We start from the raw sequence: 17,575 nt of genomic DNA on the forward strand, positions 1-17,575 counted from the left end.
TCGGTTGCCGGATATTCGGATGCTCAGTTGGCCGGTGCGCGGAACACCCACAGCCGCAGGCTGATGAACCGCATCCCGCCCACGATGGCGGTGATCGCCAGCACCGCGAGCGCCTGCATCACATCGCCGAGCCCGGGCGCATTGGTCTCCAGGATGGCCAGCGCCGCCGAGGTGATGGCCAGCCCGGCCAGCGCCAGTCCGCCGCCCTCGAGCTGCGCGGTGAACCAGGTGACCCGCTCGCCGGCGTGGAAGGTCAGCCGCCGGTGCAGTTCATTGGCCAGCGCGGTGCTGACCACCGAGCCGGCCAGATTGGCCATGAGGGGTCCGCTGCCGGACAGCGCCAGGAAGAGCAGCAGGTAGCTGATATTGCTGAGCCCGCCGACTCCGGCGAAGCGAATGAGCTGGGCGAAGGCGTTCTCGCCGCGCAGCCAGACGCCGAGCTGTCCGGCCCAGCGGGTCCCGGCGGTGCGCAGCGCGTCGGCGCCGGCGGCCCGCAGCGCTTCCGTGCTGGCGGCGCGCAATGCTTCAGCGCCATAGGCATAGGTGTTGACCAGGACCGGGAGGGGCGAAACGCCCTGCTGGGGGATATCGAGGACAGCCATTGTCTTTCCCATTCCTACGTCGTGTTCTGCGTGCCGTTGTCCGGCGGTTGAACCCACGATGTCCGGCACCGCTTACAGCTCTCTGACAAAGCGCTGACACGAAACCTGACACCGTGTGCCCGACTGCTCGGCACTGCGGCTCGCCTGAACACGTTGGGCCTTTTCGGCCAAGTGTTGCAGTTCGTACTGCTTGTTCAGTATTGACTGAACAAATCGAACTGTCAACCCGAGGAGGCTCCGCTGCCTCGGCCCAACACCTTCTTGCCAATCAAAGGTAACACCAACTGGAGGCGTTTCCTCCACTTGCTTTTGTGGTGTGCGAAACAGTGCCCGACACGCCGTTACCGTCCACGCTTGACAGCCCCCCGGCAGGCACACTGGCCAACAAGCGGAGTGTCTCGCCGTGAGTCCAGGCAGGAGAATGGGGTAGCTGTATGTACCGGGTATTCGAAGCACTCGACGAACTCGTGGCCATCATCGAAGAGGCGCGGGGCATCCCCCCGACCCGTAATTGCATCGTGCCGCGCGGCGAGGTGCTCGAACTGCTCGACGACGTCCGCGAGGCGCTGCCCGGCGAACTCGACGACGCCCAGGACGTGCTGGATCACCGCGACAAGATCGTCAACGATGCCCGGACCGGCGCCGAGGCGACCGTCACCGGCGCCAACGAGCAGGCGCATCAGACCGTCACCGGCGCGCGGGACGAAGCCGACCGCATTCTCGCCGACGCCAAGGCGCACGCCGATCGCATGGTGGCCGAGGCCCGCGCGCACGCCGAGCACCTGGTCGCCTCGGCCGAGGCGGAGGCCGAACGCGTGGTCGCCGACGGCAACAAGGAGTACGAGGCCGTCACCGGCCGCGCCCGCACCGAATCCGATCGCATGATCGCCGCCGGGCAGGCCTCCTACGACCGGTCCGTGGCCGAGGGCAAGGCCGAGCAGGAGCGCCTGGTCTCGCAGACCGAGGTGGTCCGCGCCGCGCACGTCGAGAGCGCCCGGCTCATCGACACCGCCCAGGCCGACTCCGATCGCCTGCGCAGCGAATGCGACGACTACGTCGACGGCAAGCTGGCCGACTTCGAGGAGACCCTGCAGAGCACGCTGCGCATTATCGGCCGCGGCCGTCACCAGGTGCGTACCGGTACGAGCGTGCCGGATTATGCGGCCGAGTTCCGCCGGTAGTAACCGCGTCACCTGTCTCGGACACGGTTTGGGTTCGGACCATGACCTTCGGTATTGTTGAGTGGTTGCCCATTCCACACCGAGCGTGAGTGAGTTCGTGATGTCTGCCGATTCCGGTAAGCCCTCGCGTCATCGTCAGCACCTGACGGACGCGGGCTTCGTGCTGGATACGCGCAGTCTCGGACGCAAGCCCGGGTCGCTGCGTGAATTGCGTCGCACCGTCACCACCGCCGAGAAGATCGGCCTGGAGATGGTCGGCATTCCCGCCGGTTCCGAGGTCGAACTGGATCTCACGCTGCAGTCGGTTTCCGAGGGCGTGCTGGTCACCGGTTCGGTGCACGCACCCATCGAAGGGGAATGCTCGCGCTGCCTCGAACCGTTCACCGACGAGATCGAGCTGCAGCTCACCGAGCTTTTCGCCTACCCGGACAGCGCGACGGAGCAGACCACCGAAGAAGACGAGATCCCGCGTCTGGTCGACGACATGATCGACCTGGAACCGGTGATCATCGACGCCGTCGGCCTGGAACTGCCGTTGCAGCCGCTGTGCGAACCCGATTGCGCGGGATTGTGCCCGGAATGCGGTGTACGGATGGCGATTGCGGGTTCCGGTCACGGTCATGAGATACTTGACCCTCGCTGGGCCGGGCTCGCGAATTTCGCCGTTGCCCCCGGAGGCGATACCGCAGGTGTCGCGCCGGACCCATCAACAGATTCCACCCTCGCGGGCCACAATGGCGCGTCGAGTCAGAGGACAGAGGAGAAGTAGTCGTGGCCGTTCCGAAGCGCCGGATGTCCCGTGCCAACACCCACGCGCGTCGCAGCCAGTGGAAGGCCACCGCGCCGACCCTGATCACCTGCCCGAACCGGGCGTGCGGTCAGCAGACCCTGCCGCACATCGCGTGCCCGTCCTGCGGCACCTACAAGGGCCGCCAGGTCACCTCGGCGGTCTGATCCGCCTGATCGAGCAGCCGACCGTGACCGCCAGCAAGGACGCGGCGGAGATTGCCGCCGTAGGTGACTCAGCCGAACATTCTCCCCTGCTAGAGGCGCTCGGCGTCGACGTGCGTCCGGATCTGTTGCGCCTCGCGCTGACACACCGGTCCTATGCGTACGAGAACGGCGGGCTGCCGACCAACGAACGCCTGGAATTCCTGGGCGATTCGGTGCTCGGCCTGAGCATTACCGAACGCCTGTATCTGGAGCATCCGGACAAGTCCGAGGGCGAGCTGGCGAAGCTGCGGGCGAGCGTGGTCAATATGCACGCGCTCGCCGAGGTCGCCCGTGGTCTCGGCGAGGGCGGGCTCGGCCGGCACCTGTTGCTCGGTAAGGGCGAAGAGCTCACCGGCGGCCGGGACAAGCCGAGCATTCTCGCCGATGGCATGGAGTCGCTGCTCGGCGCCGTGCATCTGCAGCACGGCATCGATGTGGCACGCAGTGTGGTGCTGCGCCTGTTCGCCGAACTGCTCGAGCGCGGTCCTCGCATGGGGGCCGGGCTCGATTGGAAGACGAGCCTGCAGGAGCTGACCGCCGAACGCGGCATCGGCGTGCCGTCGTATGAGATCACCTCCACCGGGCCCGACCACGACAAGGAGTTCACCGCGACCGCGGTGATCGGTGGCAAGGGCTACGGCCAGGGGGTGGGCCGCTCCAAGAAGGAAGCGGAACAGAAGGCCGCGGGCGCCGCGTATCAGGCGTTGAACGCCGATAGCGAAGCCGCCGCCGAGGGTTCGGCCGACAGCTCCAAGAGCTAGGTTCGATGCCCGAACTTCCCGAGGTCGAAGTCGTACGGCGCGGGCTCACCGAACACGTGGTGACCCGCGTCGTCGAATCCGTGACCGTCAAGCATCCGCGCTCGGTGCGCCGGCATGTGCTCGGCGGGGAGGACCTGGCCGCGCGGCTGGCCGGTCTGCGGGTCGAATCCGCGCAGCGGCGCGGGAAATTCTTGTGGCTCACCTTCGATGAGCCGGATACCGCACTCGTGGTGCATCTGGGCATGAGCGGGCAGATGCTCGTGCAGCCCGGTGACGCGCCCTTGGAGAAGCACGCGCACATCATCGCGACGCTGGATTCCGGGAGCGAACTGCGGTTCGTGGATCAGCGGACGTTCGGCGGCTGGCAGGTGTCGGATCTGCTGGAGGTCGACGGGACGCTGGTGCCCGAACCGGTCGCGCATATCGCGCGCGACCCGCTGGATCCGCTGTTCGACGCCGATCGGGTGGTGGCTGCGCTGCGCGCCAAGCAGTCGGAGATCAAGCGGGTGCTGCTCGATCAGACCGTGGTCTCCGGGATCGGCAATATCTATGCCGATGAGGCGCTGTGGCGGGCCGGAATCCACGGTGAGCGCGTCGCCGCCAAGCTGACGCGCCCCGCACTGCACGGCCTGCTCACCGAGGTGCATGCCGTCATGAGCGAGGCGCTCGCCGTCGGCGGCACCTCCTTCGACGCCCTGTATGTGAACGTCAATGGCGAATCCGGCTACTTCGAGCGCTCCCTCAACGCCTACGGCCGCGAGCACGAGCCCTGCCGCCGCTGTGGTGCGCCGATGGTGCGCGAGAAGTTCATGAACCGGTCGTCGTTCTCCTGCCCGCGCTGCCAGACCCGCCCGCGCCGCTGACCCACTGACTTTGGGGTCTAGCCTCCCCGCCGAACGCCTTGAAGCGCTACCGTTTTGACAGCGGCATGTGTGGTGCCGGCTGGAGGGACCAATGCGCAAACTGACCTATTACGTCGCGGCAACCATCGACGGATTCATCGCCACCGAGGACGGATCGGTCGATTTCTTCCCGGTGGGCGGCGACCACGGCCCCGCCATTACCGCGCAGTATCCCGAAACCTTACCGACGAAGGTGCGCGAGGCCCTCGGCGTGGATCGCCGCAACCTGTACTTCGACACCGTGCTGATGGGCCGCAAGACCCACGATTTCGGCGTCCGCACCGGAACCTCCAGCCCCTACTCCCACCTGCGCCAGTACGTGGTCTCCCGCACCCTGCCCGAGGCCCCGGATCCGGATGTGGAACTGATCTCCGACGATCCGCTCGCCCGCGTCCGCGAAATGAAGCGCGAAAAGGGGCTCGGCATCTGGCTGTGCGGCGGTGGTGACCTGGCGCAGACGCTCATGCCCGAGATCGATCAGGTTTTCCTGAAGCTCTATCCGATCGTGCTCGGGCGCGGCCGGCCGTTGTTCGGCGACGGCCCGCGCCTGCCGGAGGCGGCCCGCTTCCGCGTCCTCACCAGCCGGGTTTTCGAGGACGGCGTCGCCTTCCTCAAGTACATCCGGGTGCGCTGAGGGCACACGGCAACGGTTGGCGCCGATCTCTGACAGGCATCCGCTATCGATGCGGGTTATGCTGCCTGAGAAGGCAGGCCCGGGGGTGGTCGCGTGGGATGGGGGGAGTACATGATCGATCTCGGTCCGAGCGTCGCCGTATTGCGCGCGGAGATCGAGTCGTTCTACGCGGGTTTCGGTAGTCCGGCGGCTTTGCGGGCGGCGTTCCGGGAGGCCGTGCTGTTGGTGCCGCTGGCGGAGGGCTCGCGGATCTCGACGTCGAAATACGGTGGTGTGGACTGGATCTGCGCGTTCACCAGTGCCGAGGAGTACGCCGGGTGGTTGTCGAGGCGGGACGAGCTCGATGCGATGGGTGAATATCCCTACCAGGCATTGAGTGGTTGGCGGCTGGCCGATTTCGCGGCGGCGTGTGTGAATCCGACCGGGGTGACGGTGGATATCGCCGGGTCGGCGCCAATGGCGTTCCCGCCGAACGTCTCCGAAGAGCAGGCAGCGATTGCACAGGAACATCGAAGTGGACTCATCACCGGCAGAACTGGACCAAGTAGCGTTGGCGATCCGCTCGATGATGAAGTCGCATAGTGTCGGAGGCGATTGACCTGGCCAGATCCAGCTTGTTCGAGAGCCGAATCTTGAGCAAGTTCAGCGGCGTTGAGCGGATCTTGATTGCTGGTGCCGGTGGCGGGTTCGATCTGCTCAGTGGGCTGCCTATCGCGTTCGAGTTGCACGGGCGTGGGAAGGAGGTCTTCCTTGCGAACCTGACGTTCACGGCAGTCGGTCGTACCGGGGCGATTCCTCTGGCGCCGGGGGTTTTCGAGGTTCACGCTGACACTGCTGGTTCGCAGAATTACTTCCCGGAGAAGCATCTCGCGGTGTGGCTGGCTGACCATGGTTATCCCGATCGCGTCTTCATGGTTCGTAAGGGCGGTCCGGCCGACGTTCGGGCCGCGTATGCCTGGCTGGCACGGGAATTGCGGATTGACGCGCTGGTATTGGTTGATGGGGGTACCGATCTGCTGATGACCGGTGATGAAGCTGGCTTGGGGACTCCGGTGGAGGACATCACTAGCTTGCTGGCGGGGCATTCACTCGATTTGCCCGTCAAGCTGGCGGTGTGTGTTGGGTTTGGCGTTGACGCTCACCATGGGGTTTGTCATGCGCATTTTCTGGAGAATGTTGCTGCACTTGCCAAACTTGGTGCGTACCTTGGCGTTTTCGCGTTGATGCCCGGGATGCCTGCTGTTGATGCTTGGCTTGATGCTGTGGATTGGGTGCAGGGGCGTACGCCTGGGCGGGAAAGTATTGTGTGTGCGTCGATTACGGATGCTGCTCGTGGCGAGTTCGGGGATCATCACTCGCTGGGGCGGACTCGGGATAAGGGGGTCGAGTTGTTCGTCAATCCGCTGATGTCGATGGTGTGGGGGTTTGAGCTGGATGCGGTTGCGGGGCAGGTGAAGTACCGCGAGCATATTGAGCATGCGACCTCGCCGTTCGAGGTTGCTGCAGCTATCGAGGCGTTTCGCGATCAGATACCGCTGCGGCCGCGGCGGGCGATTCCTGGGTGACGACGCTCGTGTTTGTGAAACGATCGCGACCGGGAACTGGTGGCGGGGGTTACTCGGGGAATGCCGCCACCAGTTCCCGGTGATCGAGTGTCCAGGTGGGTTAGAGGATGGCTACGGCCACGACCAGGCCGAGGGCGAAGTGGGCGGCGGAGACTACCAGGGCTTCGGCGGCGAAGGTGGGGCTGTGGAGGACGGCGCCGATGTCGATGCCGAGGACTCGTTCCAGGATTCGGACGGAGACTACCTGGACGACTATGCCTACGGCGCCGAAGATCAGGGAGCGGATCAGGCCGCCGGCGAGGTCGCCGCCGGAGGCGTAGATGGCGAGGACCACGATGAAGGCCATGCTGAGCATGCCTGCGGCGCTTACGGTTACGGCGTTGGGGAGGCCTTGGGCTACCAGGTTGCGGAGTTTGCCGGGGGTGGTGAGGTCTACGGCGAAGAAGCCGGCGAGTACGAGGACCAGGCCTACCAGGGCGTAGAGGAGGATGGCGCCAACGCCTTCACCGAGTGAGCTCCAGTAGCCCTCTTCGAGTGCGAGAACGGTCGTCATCGGGGGATCCTTCGGGTGCGGTGGTGGGACTGGGGGAGTATTTCAGGATTCGGGGATGCGGTGGGGGATGAATGCGGCGCCGTCGTCGGTGATGAGGCCGGCCGTTTCCCGGATGCCCAGGCCGGCGGCGGTGTCGCCTACCATCCAGGCGCCGAGGACGGGGCGCATGCCGTCGAATTCTGGCAGCGGGTCCAGCAATTGGTAGACGAAACCTTCGGCGCCGTAGACGCCGCCGGTGGCGGTTTCCATGCCGGCGCCGACGATGGTCATGTTGGCGCCCTCGCGGCCGAGTTTCGGTTTGCGGATGTACTCGGTGAGTTCGTGCGGGTCGTCGAGGTAGGCGGGGAGCAGGTTGGGGTGGCCGGGATACATTTCCCACAGGACGGCCAGCAGCGCCTTGTTGGAGAGCATGGTCTTCCACAGCGGCTCTACCCACATGGTCGCGGGGAGCGACTGGACCACGCGCTGGCCGAACTGGTCGTCGAGCACCCATTCCCAGGGGTAGAGCTTGAAGATGGATTCGATGGGGGCTTCGGCGAGATCGACGAAACGTTCCAGCTCCGTGTCGAATCCGACTTCCTCGATGGGCAGGGCGACGGTGTCGAAACCTGCTTCGGCGGCGGTCTCCTGCATGTAGGCGGTGGTGACATTGTCCTCGCCGGTGGCATCCGCGCCCGACCAGGTGAAGTGCAGGTCCGTCTTCGGAAGCACATCCCGGAGTTCGGTCCAGCGTTCGACGAGCTTCTCGTGCAAGGAATTCCACTGGTCGTCACCCGGGTGGGTGTCGGTGAGCCAGTGCCACTGGACGATTGCGGCCTCCAGCAGCGACGTCGGCGTATCGGCGTTGTACTCCAGGAGTTTCGCGGGGCCGCGGCCGTCGTAGCGGAGGTCGAAGCGGCCGTAGACGTAGGGGTCGTTGCGCTTCCAGGAGTTGGCGATGGGTTCCCAACTCCATTGCGGGAGACCGAAATCGGCGAAGCGCTCGGTGAGGATGATGTGTTCGACGGCGTGCACGCACATGGTGTGCAGGACCTCGACCTGGGCTTCCAGGGCCAGGATTTCGTCCATGTCGAATTCGTAGTGGACGGACTCGTCCCAGTAGGGGCGAGGCTGGCCGCTGGCGTCGCGGCCGGGTTTGCCGAAGACCAGGCCCTGGCTTTCGACGATCTGCTGCCAGCCCGCGCGGGGAGTGCTGCGCAGACGCCGCATTACGAGCCTCCTCCGCCGAGCTTCGCGCCGAGGCCGCCGCGCTGAATGGTGGTGCCGGTCTTGGTCTTGATGGACGCGCCCTTGGGCGCCACGGTGGTGCCGCCGGTCGGCGCCTGGCCGATGGTGTTGTTGCCGCCGTAGTAGTAGCGGTATTGCGAGCCGTTCAGGATGAAGATGCCGCCGATGCCGCCGCCGTGCGCCCGCGACCCGTCCTCGCAGTAGTTGTCGGGGACGACGATCTCCTGATTGTCCTGCGTGGCGGTGATCTTCTGCCCGTTGGCGAGGGTGACCTCTTGGCCCTTCTTGGCGATGATCGTGCAGTACGCGGTCACCTCGGGCGATTTGATCGCGCTGTAGGCGAGGTAGCCGCCACCCACGAGCGCCGCGACGCCCACGACGGCGGCGCCGCCGATCATGAGCCGCTTGCGCGACTTCCGCTTGGCCTCATCGGCTTCCGCTTCGGCCTTCGCCTTCTCCTCGGCCTGATACCGCGCCTTCGCGCGCGCCCGCGCCTCGGCCACCGTCGGCACGCGCGCCGTGGTGACGCCGGGCTCCTGCTGGATGATGCTGCCGCGCCGCGGAGCCGGATGAGCAGCGGGTGGCGCGGCCGGACGAGCCGCGGGCGGCTCGCTCACCGGAGAAGCCGCGGGCGGCTCGGCGCGCGGCGTGGCCGGAGGACCGGCAGGCGGCTGGCTCACTGGCGGCTGGGCGGAAGAGCCTGGTCGGTCGGATTCGTGCGCGGCACCGAAATGCCCGCCGGGCGCGTCCTCTGATCCCTGTGCGCCTCGCTCGGATTCCTCGGGTCCCGCGCCGAAATGCCCGCCGGGCGCCACATTCTCGCCGGATCCGGACTGGTCGTTCGAGTCGCCGGAGCCGCCGCGATGTTCATCAGCCAACGATCGACTCCTCGAACTCCCCGCGCACTAGCGCTCTTCGAACCCGGTCATGCCACCTTGGGCAGCGCCCCAGTCTTCCACAACCAGATCCACGCGGCCAGGAGTATCGCCCGAACGCAGCAGCGTCAGCAGCGTGTCGCACTGGTCGCGGGGTCCTTCGGCCACCACGTGCACCCGCCCGTCGCGGTGGTTGCGGGCATATCCGGTCAGGCCCAGTTCGAGCGCGCGCGACCGCGTCCACCAGCGGAAGCCGACGCCTTGCACATACCCGTGCACCCAGGCGCTGAGCCGGACCGGATCGGACATCACTCGTCGATCTTGAAGGTCAGGTTGACGGTGGTGCCGGCCTTCAGCGTGCGGCCCACGGTGCACACCTTGTCGATGGCCCGCTGCGCCGCGACCAGCAGCCGCTGCCGCGATTCCTCGTCGAGCTCGCTGAGATCGAGTTCCATGGACTCGGTGAGCTCCGGGTAGGTCTCGTTCTCGCGGTCGGCGTCGCCGGAGACCCGCACGGTGGCGTCGAAGCTGTCGCCGAGCCGCCGCGACAGGGTGAAGTCGGCGCTCAGGCCGGTGCAGCCGGCCAGGGCGATCTTCAGCAGCTCACCGGGGGTGAACGCGCCGGGCACGCCCGCGGAGGCGATGAGCACCTCGCCGCCGCGATTGTTGCGGCCGGTGTAGGCGCGGGTTCCGGTGCGCTCGGCCCACAACTCCACCGGGTCGGTGGACTGAGCGGCAGCGGCGTTCTGCGGTGCGGCGGTCTGTTCAGCCATGACCAAGATCCTCCCATTTGCTCGTGCCACGCGGTGCGAGGCCCATCCGGACTGCGAAACACGGAGCTGGTCAGCCGAATTCCGCAGTGACCTGGGCCACTGCGATGCGGGACGCGAAGGGGGTGTGGCGATGCGCTGATTCGGCGGTGCGGGCTTCGAGGATGTCTGCATGGCAACCGAGGACGATGAGTTCTGGGAAGAGCTGACGCCGGACGAGCGCGCGTCGTGGGTGCGGCAGGACCGGCTGATGTATGGCGGGCTCATTGCCATCGGGACGGTCATCATTCAGCCGTTTTTGACCTCTGGGTCGCTGAATGCGACGGCGATGATCGCGGTGATCTCGTTCGCGATCGCCTTGCCGCATCTGGGGGTGATGGTGCTGATCGAGGATTGGTCGGCTTCGGATGTGTATCCGAAGATGAGTCTGCTGCAGCAGATTGCCAAGTCGTTGGGGCTGGGTGGGTCGACTGTTGGGGTGGTTGCCGCGTTCTGGCATATCTCGTGGATCGCGGGGGTGGCCATGTTGGTCAGCGGGATCGGCGCGGGGAGTGCGCTGACGGCTTATCAGTCGCGGGTGATGATGCCGGAGAAGTTTCGGCGGGAGGCTGAGCGGGCTCGGCGGGAGGCGGAGGAGACGGCGCGGGAATACGGGCGGGGTGCAGCTGATGGGCGAGAGCGCGATGAAGGGGATGGCGGTGGGGGGAAGCAGTCGTGATTGCCCGGATGGCGTGGCCTGTGCGAGTTGCGGGGCTGGTGATCAGCGCGGTTTCGGGGTGAGGTTGGTGATGATGTCGGGGGTGAGGGCCTGCAGTCCGTCTTCATCCACGTAGGCGGCCAGTGCCAGGGCGTCGGCGGCGGGTGGGTAGCGGGGGTGTGGGACGGCGATGACCGTCATGCCGGCGGCGTGGGCCGAACGGAGTCCGTTGCTCGAATCCTCGATGGCCACGCACTGTTGGGGCGGCAGGCCCAGGGCTGCGGCGGCTGCCAGGTAGCCGTCGGGGGCGGGCTTGCCGCGTTCGACCTCTTCGGTTGAGACGGTTGCGCGGAACAGGGTGGTGACGCCCATGTGGTCGAGGACCACGTCGATCAGTCGTCGCGGGGAGGAGCTGGCCAGGCCCAGTGTGTACACGTCGGCGAAGCGCCGGATCGCGTTCACCGCGTCGGGCATGAGCGGGAGGTGTTCGGCGTAGCGGTCGCTCATGCGGGAGATGACGTCGTCGGCTACCTGTTCGGGGGTGCGCCGGCCGTCGAGCAGGTCCTTGCTGAGGTATTCGGCCCACTCGGCGGTGCTCATCCCCATGAGCCGAGCTTGGGTGTCGGGCAGCCACTTGCCGTGCATCTCGTCGATGTATCCGCGCCGCACCTCCTCCCAGATCGGTTCGGTGTCGATGAGCACGCCGTCCATATCGAACACGATCGCCGCAACAGCCATGGTGACCATCGTCCCGGTGTGCGGCCGGGGAGGTATCACCGGGGCGGTGTACGGCGGTGCGGACGCGCGAGCTTCAATCGTATTGAAGGTGGCGGATTTCGCGGCTACGCTCGTGCTCATGAGCGAAACTACTACTGCGAGTAGTAATTCCGGTTTATCGATGTCGCGACGGGGTTTGTTCGGTTCGGCGCTCATGGCCGCCGGGGCCGCCACGGCGGGTGTGGTCGCCGGGCGGTTGACCGCACCGGAGCAGGCGGACGACCGTCGCACCGAGCCGTTCCACGGACCGCATCAAGCGGGAATCGCCACCATCGCCCAGGCGCATGCGATCTTCCTGTCCTGCGATGTCGCGAAACCCGATCGGGGCGTGCTGCGCGAGCTGCTCGCCGGATGGACGGAGACGGCGGCCGCTCTCACCGCCGGGCACCGGGTGCCCGACAGTCCCGGCACCGCAGCGGGTTTCAGCAATCACACCGACTTCGCCAGCGATCTGGATCCGGCCCGGCTGACGGTGACCTTCGGTCTGGGTCCGGCCGTCTTCGACGATCGCTTCGGGCTGGCCGATCGGCGCCCGCAGCACTTGCAGCCGCTGCCCGGATTCCCTGATGACGCCTTGAATTCCGCGTGGACCGGCGGCGATGTCCTGGCCCAGATCTGCGCCGACGACCCGCAGATCGTCAGCCACGCCTTCCGCGCCCTGCGGGCGCGCCTGCCCGGCCTGGGCCGGATGCGCTGGACCCAGCACGGTTTCCTCGGCCGCCCGGCCGGTGGCGGCACCCCGCGAAACATGTTCGGCCACAAGGACGGTACTGCCAATGCCCGCCCCGGGACCCGGGAATTCGACGATACCGTCTGGGCGACCGCCGACACCGAACCCGAATGGTTCCGCGGCGGAACGTATCTGGTGTTCCGCAAGATCCGCATGAAGACCGCCGACTGGGACATGCTGCCGCTGGCCGAGCAGAACCGCATCATCGGCCGCCGCCGCGGGGACGGCGCGCCCCTGCACGGCTCGGACGAATTCGATCCGGTGGATCTGGAAGCCCGCGGCCCCGACGGCGAACTCGCCATCGCGCCCGCCGCGCACATCCGCCTGGTGAACGGCATTCCGATGTTCCGCCGCGGCTACAACTACGACTACGGCACCCTGCTGGCCACCGCGACCGCCGCGACCGAAGAGGTGGCTCCCCACGACCATCCCGCGGGCACCGACCCCAATCACACCCACGGCGGCCACAATTCGCTCGACGCCGGCCTGCTCTTCGCCGCCTATATGAACAACCCGCCCGAGCAGTTCATCCGCGCCCAGCACGCCATGGCCGGAACCGACCTGCTGAACGGCGTCATCCAGCACACCGGCAGCGCATTCTTCGCCATGCCGCCGGGCATGAAGGAAGGCGAGCCGGTCGCGGCAGGTCTCGGCCTCTGAGCGCCCGATTGGGAGACCCCCTCGTCCGGTCAGCGGGACTGCTTTTGTGAACGTGACCGCACATCGGCGCGTCTGGCTAGCGTGCCGTCATGGACATCTATGACCCGGAGCTGTACGTCGACGGGCCGATCCACGAGATCTTCGCCGGGCTGCGGCGGACACAGCCCGTCTGCTGGCAGGACATGCCTGGTGAGCCCGGGTATTGGGCCGTTCTCAAGCACGCGGATGTCGCCCATGTGGCGCGGAATCCGGAGCTGTTCTCGGCTGAACGCGAGGGCGTGATTCTGGAGAATCAGCCTCCGGAGCGGCTCGAGATGACCCGCAACATGCTGCTCATGATGGATCCGCCCCGGCACACCGAATACCGGAAACCCTTGGCGGAGCACTTCAAAGCGCGCGTGGTGGGGGAGATGGAGGATCGTGTCCGCGACCTCACCCGCCAACTGCTCGACAATGTCGACGGCGACGTCGAATTCGTGCACGACGTCGCCGGAGTCCTGCCCAGCCAGGTGGTCGGCGGTCTGTTCGGCATCCCGGCCGCCGACTGGCCGGACCTGCGCCGCTGGGCGGAACAGTCCACCAGCCAACAGGATCCGGATCTGGTCGGGGATTTCGACGCCACCGCCGAGGTCACCAAGATGGCCGTCTACGCCATCCAATTCGCCATGCAGCGCCGCACCGAAGCCCCGCGAGGCCGCGCCGAAGCGCCGCGAGCGGACCTCACTTCATTGATCCTCGCCGGAAACTTCGGCGGAAAACCCATGTCCGACATCGAATTCGGCAGCTTCTTCACCCAGCTGGTGACAGCGGGCAACGACACCACCAAAACCATGCTGTCCTCGGGCCTGCAACTGCTGCTCGACCACCCCGACCAGCTGAAGGCCCTGCGCGCCGACCCGGCCCTGATTCCCGGTGCGGTGGAAGAGATCCTGCGCTACGCTAACCCGCTGCACTACTTCCGCCGCACCGCCACCGCCGACACCGAGATCCGCGGCGTACCGATCAAGGCGGGCGACAAGGTCGCCATGTGGTACACCTCCGCCAACCGCGACGAGGACGTCTTCGCCGATCCGCAGCGCTTCGACATCCGCCGGAACCCCAACCCGCACTTGTCCTTCGGCCTGGCCCAGCACTACTGCCTGGGCGTCCACCTGGCGCGTCTGGAGGGGCGAGTGTTCTTCGAGGAACTGCTCGCCCGCTTCCCGGACATCGAGCGCATCGGCCCGGCGCGCCGCATTCGCTCCAACCTCAACAACGGCCTGAAGGCGCTGCCGATCCGCCTGTCCCGCTGATCAGATCTGGAACCGGTACCCCATGCCCGCCTCGGTCAGCAGATGCTTGGGCTGTGACGGGTCGTCCTCGAGCTTGCGCCGCAACTGCGCGAGATACACACGCAGGTAGTGGGTTTCGGTGGCATACGCCGGACCCCAGACCTCGCGCAACAGTTCGCGCCGCCCGACCAGCTTGCCCTGATTGCGGACCAGCATTTCCAGCACGCCCCATTCGGTGGGCGTGAGGTGCACGTCCTTGCCGTGGCGGATGACCTTCTTGGCGGACAGATCCACGGTGAACGACGACGTCTCGATGATCGGTTCGGAGGCGTCGGCCGTGGCCGCGGACCGGCGCACGGCGGCGCGCAGGCGGGCCAGCAGCTCGTCCATGCCGAACGGCTTGGTGATGTAGTCGTCCGCGCCCGCGTCGAGCGCCTCCACCTTGTCGGAGGAGTCGGTGCGCGCCGACAGCACGATGACCGGTGCGGTGGACCACCCGCGCAGCCCGGCCAGCACCTCGATGCCGTCCATATCCGGCAGCCCGAGGTCCAGGATCACGACCTCGGGATGCTTCTCCGCCGCCGCCCGCAGTGCCGCGGCCCCCGTGGACGCGGTCGTCACCTCGTATCCGCGCACCGACAGATTGATGCGCAGGGCGCGCAGAATCTGTGGTTCGTCGTCGACCACAAGGACTTTGGTCGGCGCCGGCGCCGAGTTGGTCACCCGTTCTCCTGTTCATCGCTGGCTTGTAGATCGATCACCATTGTCAACCCTCCACCCGGGGTCGGCTCCGCGTGCACGGTGCCGCCCATGGCATCCACGAATCCTCGGACCACCGACAGGCCGAGGCCGACGCCGGTGGAGTTGTCGCGATCGCCGAGCCGCTGGAAGGGTTCGAAGAGCTGGTCTTCCAGACCGGTCGGCACGCCGGGGCCGGCGTCGACGACGGTGACGGCCACCCGTTTCCCGATGCGCTCCGCGGTCACCCGGACGGGCGTGGCCTGCGGAGAGTAGCGAATCGCATTATCGATGAGATTGGCCAGCACGCGTTCCAGCAGACCCTGGTCGGCGTGTACCGATACCGTACCCACTTCCACCTTCACCCGGTCCATGGCGGTGCGCCGCAGACCGCGGGTGCCCATGCCCATGAGCGCGCGGTGCACCACCTCGTCGAGGTAGACCCGCCGCATCTGGGGTTTCACCACGCCGACCATCAGGCGTGAGGAGTCGAGCAGATTGCCCACCAGCGCGGTCAGCTGATCCACGGATTCCTCGATGGTCTCCAGCAATTCGGCGGTGTCCTCCGGGGAGAACTCCACATCGTCGCTGCGCAGGCTCGACACCGCGGCCTTGGCTCCGGCCAGCGGTGTGCGCAGATCGTGACTGACCGCCGACAGCAGGGCGCGGCGCAGTTTGTCGGCCTCCATGACCGCCTGCGCGGCCCCGGCCTCCTCCCGCAGCCGCCGCTGATGCACCAGTCCCGCAGCCTGATTCGCGACCGCGCCCAGCACCACCCGATCGCCCGCCGTGAGCTGCCGGCCCGATAGCAGCAGCCAGTGCATATCGTCACCGGCCTCCAGCGCGGTCTCGGCGGCGGCCACATCGGCCGGCGGATTCTCGCCCACCGAGGCGATGACTCCGTCGTCGTCGACCAGGCTGACCGCGTCCTGCCCGTAGGTCTCGCGCGCCCGCTCCAGCAGATCCTGCAGATTCGCACCGTGCAGCACCGCTCCGGCGAACAGCGTCAGCAACTCCGCCTGCCGGGAGGCCTTGCGCGCCTCCCGGGTTCGCTTCGACGCCACGTCCACCAGCGCCGCCACCGCGACCGCCACCACCAGCAGGACCACGATGGTGAGGAAATTGTCCAGTTCGGCGATGGTGAGGCTGTAGCGGGGCGAGGTGAAGAACCAGTTGAGCAGCACCCCGGACAGCAGGGCCGACAGCGCCGCCGGGGCCACGCCGCCGAACAGCGCCACCACGATGACGCCGATGAAGAACAGTGCGCTCTCCCCGCCCAGTTCCAGCCAGCGATCCAGCCACAGCACGGTGACCAGGCAGATGAGCGAGGGCGCCACCAGCGCGGCCAGCCAGGACCGCAATTGCTGTTCGCGCGGTGTCAGAGACTGCCAGCGGAATCCCGGATTGGACTCTTCATGAGTCACCATGTGCACGTCGATCTTCCCCGACTCCTGCACTACGGTCGCCCCGATGCCCTCGTCGAGCATGCGCGCCCAGCGGGAGCGCCGCGAGGTGCCGAGCACCAATTGGGTCGCATTCGCTTGCCGGGCGAAATCCAGCAAGGTGGTCGGCACATCATCGCCGGTGACGGTGTGCAGGCTGGCGTCGAGACTGGTCGCCAGATCGCGCAGCCGGTTCAGCCGCTGCGTGGACACCCCGGCCAGCCCGTCACCGCGCACCACGTGCACCAGCACCAGTTCCGCGCTGGACTTGGCGGCGATCCGGCTGGCGCGCCGCACGATGGTCTCCGATTCCGGCCCGCCGGTCACCGCCACCACGACCCGCTCGCGGGCCTCCCAGGTATCGGTGATCTGGTGGTCCGCACGGTATTTGGCGAGCGCCGCGTCCACCTGATCGGCCAGCCACAGCAGCGCGAGTTCGCGTAGCGCCGTGAGGTTTCCGGGCCGGAAATAGTTGCGCAGCGCCGCGTCCACCTTCTCGGCGGCGTAGACATTGCCGTGGGACATTCTGCGCCGCAAGGCTTCCGGCGTGATGTCGACCAGCTCCACCTGATCCGCGCCGCGAACCACCCAGTCCGGCACGGTTTCCCGCTGCACCACCCCGGTGATCTGCTGCACGACGTCGTTGAGGCTCTCCAGATGCTGGACATTGACCGTGGAGATCACGTCGATGCCCGCGTCCAGCAGATCGTGCACGTCCTGCCAGCGCTTCTCGTGCTTGCTGCCGGGCACATTGGTGTGCGCGAGCTCGTCGACCAGCACCACGGCCGGCTGCCGCCGCAACACCGCCTCGACATCCAGTTCGGGCATGGAGGTGCCGCGGTACTCGACCATCTTGGGCGGAATGCGCTCGATGCCGTCGAGCAGTTCCGCGGTCTTGGACCGCCCGTGCGTCTCCACGACCGCGGCCACCAGATCGCGCCCCCGCTCCAGCCGCCGGTGTGCTTCCGACAGCATGGCGTAGGTCTTGCCGACGCCGGGGGCGGCGCCCAGATATATCCGTAGTTGTCCGCGCTTCACTCGTTAATCATCGCGCCCGGCGCGCGTAGTCCCGGACGGGCGGCACGGGCCGGGGTGCGGGTCGCCTCGGCGGCGGCCAGGGCCCGCAGGCACAGCGCGGCGGCCAGGAAGCCGAGGATCACCATCAGGGTGACGGCGAGATCCGGCACGGTCGTCTCC

The 17,575-nt window shown here is 67.0% G+C and carries 21 protein-coding genes; 11 read left to right on the forward strand and 10 right to left on the reverse strand.

The genetic code is table 11. The features are described from left to right. Positions 1-23 precede the first annotated feature (23 nt). Positions 24-602 carry a GtrA family protein gene (locus ACFVIV_RS25805; RefSeq protein ID WP_379200512.1) on the reverse strand — a complete coding sequence of 193 codons (579 nt, stop codon included), beginning with the start codon at positions 600-602 and terminating at the stop codon, positions 24-26. Positions 603-1,036: 434 nt separating this feature from the next. On the opposite strand from ACFVIV_RS25805, the gene ACFVIV_RS25810 reads away from it, so the two are divergent. The 8 genes from ACFVIV_RS25810 (at position 1,037) to ACFVIV_RS25845 (ending at position 6,638) form a co-directional block, all read left to right on the forward strand. Continuing rightward, a complete protein-coding gene (locus ACFVIV_RS25810) occupies positions 1,037-1,783 on the forward strand; it encodes a DivIVA domain-containing protein (protein WP_379200514.1) in 747 nt (248 codons plus the stop codon). A gap of 100 nt (positions 1,784-1,883) precedes the next feature. Next, on the forward strand, positions 1,884-2,552 hold the full coding sequence (locus ACFVIV_RS25815; RefSeq protein WP_379200516.1) for a YceD family protein: 669 nt from the start codon (positions 1,884-1,886) through the stop codon (positions 2,550-2,552). 2 nt (positions 2,553-2,554) lie between these two features. Further along, on the forward strand, positions 2,555-2,737 hold the full coding sequence (rpmF, locus tag ACFVIV_RS25820) for a 50S ribosomal protein L32 (protein ID WP_067544735.1): 183 nt from the start codon (positions 2,555-2,557) through the stop codon (positions 2,735-2,737). 23 nt (positions 2,738-2,760) lie between these two features. Beyond that, on the forward strand, positions 2,761-3,537 hold the full coding sequence (rnc, locus tag ACFVIV_RS25825; protein WP_379200518.1) for a ribonuclease III: 777 nt from the start codon (positions 2,761-2,763) through the stop codon (positions 3,535-3,537). Between the two features lie 5 nt (positions 3,538-3,542). After that, positions 3,543-4,400, forward strand: a complete 858-nt coding sequence (mutM, locus tag ACFVIV_RS25830) for a bifunctional DNA-formamidopyrimidine glycosylase/DNA-(apurinic or apyrimidinic site) lyase (protein WP_379200520.1) — start codon at positions 3,543-3,545, stop codon at positions 4,398-4,400. Positions 4,401-4,491: 91 nt separating this feature from the next. Next, positions 4,492-5,073, forward strand: coding sequence for a dihydrofolate reductase family protein (locus ACFVIV_RS25835; RefSeq protein ID WP_379200522.1), 582 nt, complete (start codon positions 4,492-4,494; stop codon positions 5,071-5,073). Positions 5,074-5,184: 111 nt separating this feature from the next. Then, positions 5,185-5,655: a hypothetical protein gene (locus ACFVIV_RS25840; RefSeq protein ID WP_379200524.1), complete on the forward strand. Its 471-nt coding sequence runs from the start codon at positions 5,185-5,187 to the stop codon at positions 5,653-5,655. Positions 5,656-5,705: 50 nt separating this feature from the next. Further along, on the forward strand, positions 5,706-6,638 hold the full coding sequence (locus tag ACFVIV_RS25845; RefSeq protein ID WP_379200526.1) for a DUF1152 domain-containing protein: 933 nt from the start codon (positions 5,706-5,708) through the stop codon (positions 6,636-6,638). 100 nt (positions 6,639-6,738) lie between these two features. Here ACFVIV_RS25845 and ACFVIV_RS25850 read toward each other — a convergent pair whose 3' ends face one another. Genes ACFVIV_RS25850 through ACFVIV_RS25870 form a run of 5 tightly spaced genes read right to left on the reverse strand, consistent with a single transcriptional unit; the run spans position 6,739 to position 10,066 of the window. Further along, a complete protein-coding gene (locus ACFVIV_RS25850; protein ID WP_379200528.1) occupies positions 6,739-7,191 on the reverse strand; it encodes a DUF350 domain-containing protein in 453 nt (150 codons plus the stop codon). A gap of 42 nt (positions 7,192-7,233) precedes the next feature. Then, positions 7,234-8,400, reverse strand: a complete 1,167-nt coding sequence (locus ACFVIV_RS25855; protein WP_379200530.1) for a glutathionylspermidine synthase family protein — start codon at positions 8,398-8,400, stop codon at positions 7,234-7,236. Next, positions 8,400-9,296 carry a hypothetical protein gene (locus ACFVIV_RS25860; protein WP_379200532.1) on the reverse strand — a complete coding sequence of 299 codons (897 nt, stop codon included), beginning with the start codon at positions 9,294-9,296 and terminating at the stop codon, positions 8,400-8,402. The genes ACFVIV_RS25855 and ACFVIV_RS25860 overlap by 1 nt, the downstream gene beginning before the upstream one ends. A 27-nt stretch (positions 9,297-9,323) precedes the next feature. Next, positions 9,324-9,602, reverse strand: a complete 279-nt coding sequence (locus ACFVIV_RS25865; protein ID WP_379200577.1) for an acylphosphatase — start codon at positions 9,600-9,602, stop codon at positions 9,324-9,326. Continuing rightward, the gene (locus tag ACFVIV_RS25870; RefSeq protein WP_379200534.1) at positions 9,602-10,066 is read right to left on the reverse strand and encodes an OsmC family protein; all 465 of its coding nucleotides are present in this window, start codon (positions 10,064-10,066) and stop codon (positions 9,602-9,604) included. Before ACFVIV_RS25870 ends, ACFVIV_RS25865 begins: the two co-directional genes overlap by 1 nt. 169 nt (positions 10,067-10,235) lie before the next feature. On the opposite strand from ACFVIV_RS25870, the gene ACFVIV_RS25875 reads away from it, so the two are divergent. Continuing rightward, positions 10,236-10,781, forward strand: coding sequence for a hypothetical protein (locus tag ACFVIV_RS25875; protein WP_379200536.1), 546 nt, complete (start codon positions 10,236-10,238; stop codon positions 10,779-10,781). A 42-nt stretch (positions 10,782-10,823) separates the two neighbouring features. On the opposite strand, the gene ACFVIV_RS25880 is transcribed toward ACFVIV_RS25875, so the two are convergent. Next, positions 10,824-11,498, reverse strand: a complete 675-nt coding sequence (locus tag ACFVIV_RS25880) for an HAD family hydrolase (protein WP_379200538.1) — start codon at positions 11,496-11,498, stop codon at positions 10,824-10,826. Positions 11,499-11,658: 160 nt separating this feature from the next. Here ACFVIV_RS25880 and ACFVIV_RS25885 point away from each other — a divergent pair, with 160 nt between their 5' ends. Next, entirely contained in the window at positions 11,659-12,927 is a 1,269-nt protein-coding gene (locus tag ACFVIV_RS25885) for a Dyp-type peroxidase (protein ID WP_379200540.1), read from the forward strand. An 89-nt stretch (positions 12,928-13,016) separates the two neighbouring features. Then, positions 13,017-14,219, forward strand: coding sequence for a cytochrome P450 (locus tag ACFVIV_RS25890; protein WP_379200542.1), 1,203 nt, complete (start codon positions 13,017-13,019; stop codon positions 14,217-14,219). Here the strand turns inward: ACFVIV_RS25890 and ACFVIV_RS25895 are convergent, their stop codons facing one another. Genes ACFVIV_RS25895 through ACFVIV_RS25905 form a run of 3 tightly spaced genes read right to left on the reverse strand, consistent with a single transcriptional unit; the run spans position 14,220 to position 17,565 of the window. Beyond that, entirely contained in the window at positions 14,220-14,921 is a 702-nt protein-coding gene (locus tag ACFVIV_RS25895; protein WP_379200544.1) for a response regulator, read from the reverse strand. Next, complete coding sequence (locus ACFVIV_RS25900; protein ID WP_379200546.1) at positions 14,918-17,416, reverse strand: ATP-binding protein; 2,499 nt, start codon at positions 17,414-17,416, stop codon at positions 14,918-14,920. Before ACFVIV_RS25900 ends, ACFVIV_RS25895 begins: the two co-directional genes overlap by 4 nt. Next, positions 17,413-17,565: a hypothetical protein gene (locus ACFVIV_RS25905; protein ID WP_379200548.1), complete on the reverse strand. Its 153-nt coding sequence runs from the start codon at positions 17,563-17,565 to the stop codon at positions 17,413-17,415. The genes ACFVIV_RS25900 and ACFVIV_RS25905 overlap by 4 nt, the downstream gene beginning before the upstream one ends. Between the last annotated feature and the right edge of the window lie 10 nt (positions 17,566-17,575).

Source organism: Nocardia sp. NPDC127526 (assembly GCF_042672265.1).
In the GTDB taxonomy this organism is placed as follows: domain Bacteria; phylum Actinomycetota; class Actinomycetes; order Mycobacteriales; family Mycobacteriaceae; genus Nocardia.

What these genes read in the sequence shown, in the direction of transcription:
- ACFVIV_RS25805 (WP_379200512.1), bottom strand. Translation starts at nt 602, where the DNA reads ATGGCTGTCCTCGATATCCCCCAGCAGGGCGTTTCGCCCCTCCCGGTC.
- ACFVIV_RS25810 (WP_379200514.1), top strand. Translation starts at nt 1,037, where the DNA reads ATGTACCGGGTATTCGAAGCACTCGACGAACTCGTGGCCATCATCGAA.
- ACFVIV_RS25815 (WP_379200516.1), top strand. Translation starts at nt 1,884, where the DNA reads ATGTCTGCCGATTCCGGTAAGCCCTCGCGTCATCGTCAGCACCTGACG.
- mutM (WP_379200520.1), top strand. Translation starts at nt 3,543, where the DNA reads ATGCCCGAACTTCCCGAGGTCGAAGTCGTACGGCGCGGGCTCACCGAA.
- ACFVIV_RS25835 (WP_379200522.1), top strand. Translation starts at nt 4,492, where the DNA reads ATGCGCAAACTGACCTATTACGTCGCGGCAACCATCGACGGATTCATC.
- ACFVIV_RS25840 (WP_379200524.1), top strand. Translation starts at nt 5,185, where the DNA reads ATGATCGATCTCGGTCCGAGCGTCGCCGTATTGCGCGCGGAGATCGAG.
- ACFVIV_RS25850 (WP_379200528.1), bottom strand. Translation starts at nt 7,191, where the DNA reads ATGACGACCGTTCTCGCACTCGAAGAGGGCTACTGGAGCTCACTCGGT.
- ACFVIV_RS25855 (WP_379200530.1), bottom strand. Translation starts at nt 8,400, where the DNA reads ATGCGGCGTCTGCGCAGCACTCCCCGCGCGGGCTGGCAGCAGATCGTC.
- ACFVIV_RS25865 (WP_379200577.1), bottom strand. Translation starts at nt 9,602, where the DNA reads ATGTCCGATCCGGTCCGGCTCAGCGCCTGGGTGCACGGGTATGTGCAA.
- ACFVIV_RS25870 (WP_379200534.1), bottom strand. Translation starts at nt 10,066, where the DNA reads ATGGCTGAACAGACCGCCGCACCGCAGAACGCCGCTGCCGCTCAGTCC.
- ACFVIV_RS25875 (WP_379200536.1), top strand. Translation starts at nt 10,236, where the DNA reads ATGGCAACCGAGGACGATGAGTTCTGGGAAGAGCTGACGCCGGACGAG.
- ACFVIV_RS25880 (WP_379200538.1), bottom strand. Translation starts at nt 11,498, where the DNA reads ATGGCTGTTGCGGCGATCGTGTTCGATATGGACGGCGTGCTCATCGAC.
- ACFVIV_RS25885 (WP_379200540.1), top strand. Translation starts at nt 11,659, where the DNA reads ATGTCGCGACGGGGTTTGTTCGGTTCGGCGCTCATGGCCGCCGGGGCC.
- ACFVIV_RS25890 (WP_379200542.1), top strand. Translation starts at nt 13,017, where the DNA reads ATGGACATCTATGACCCGGAGCTGTACGTCGACGGGCCGATCCACGAG.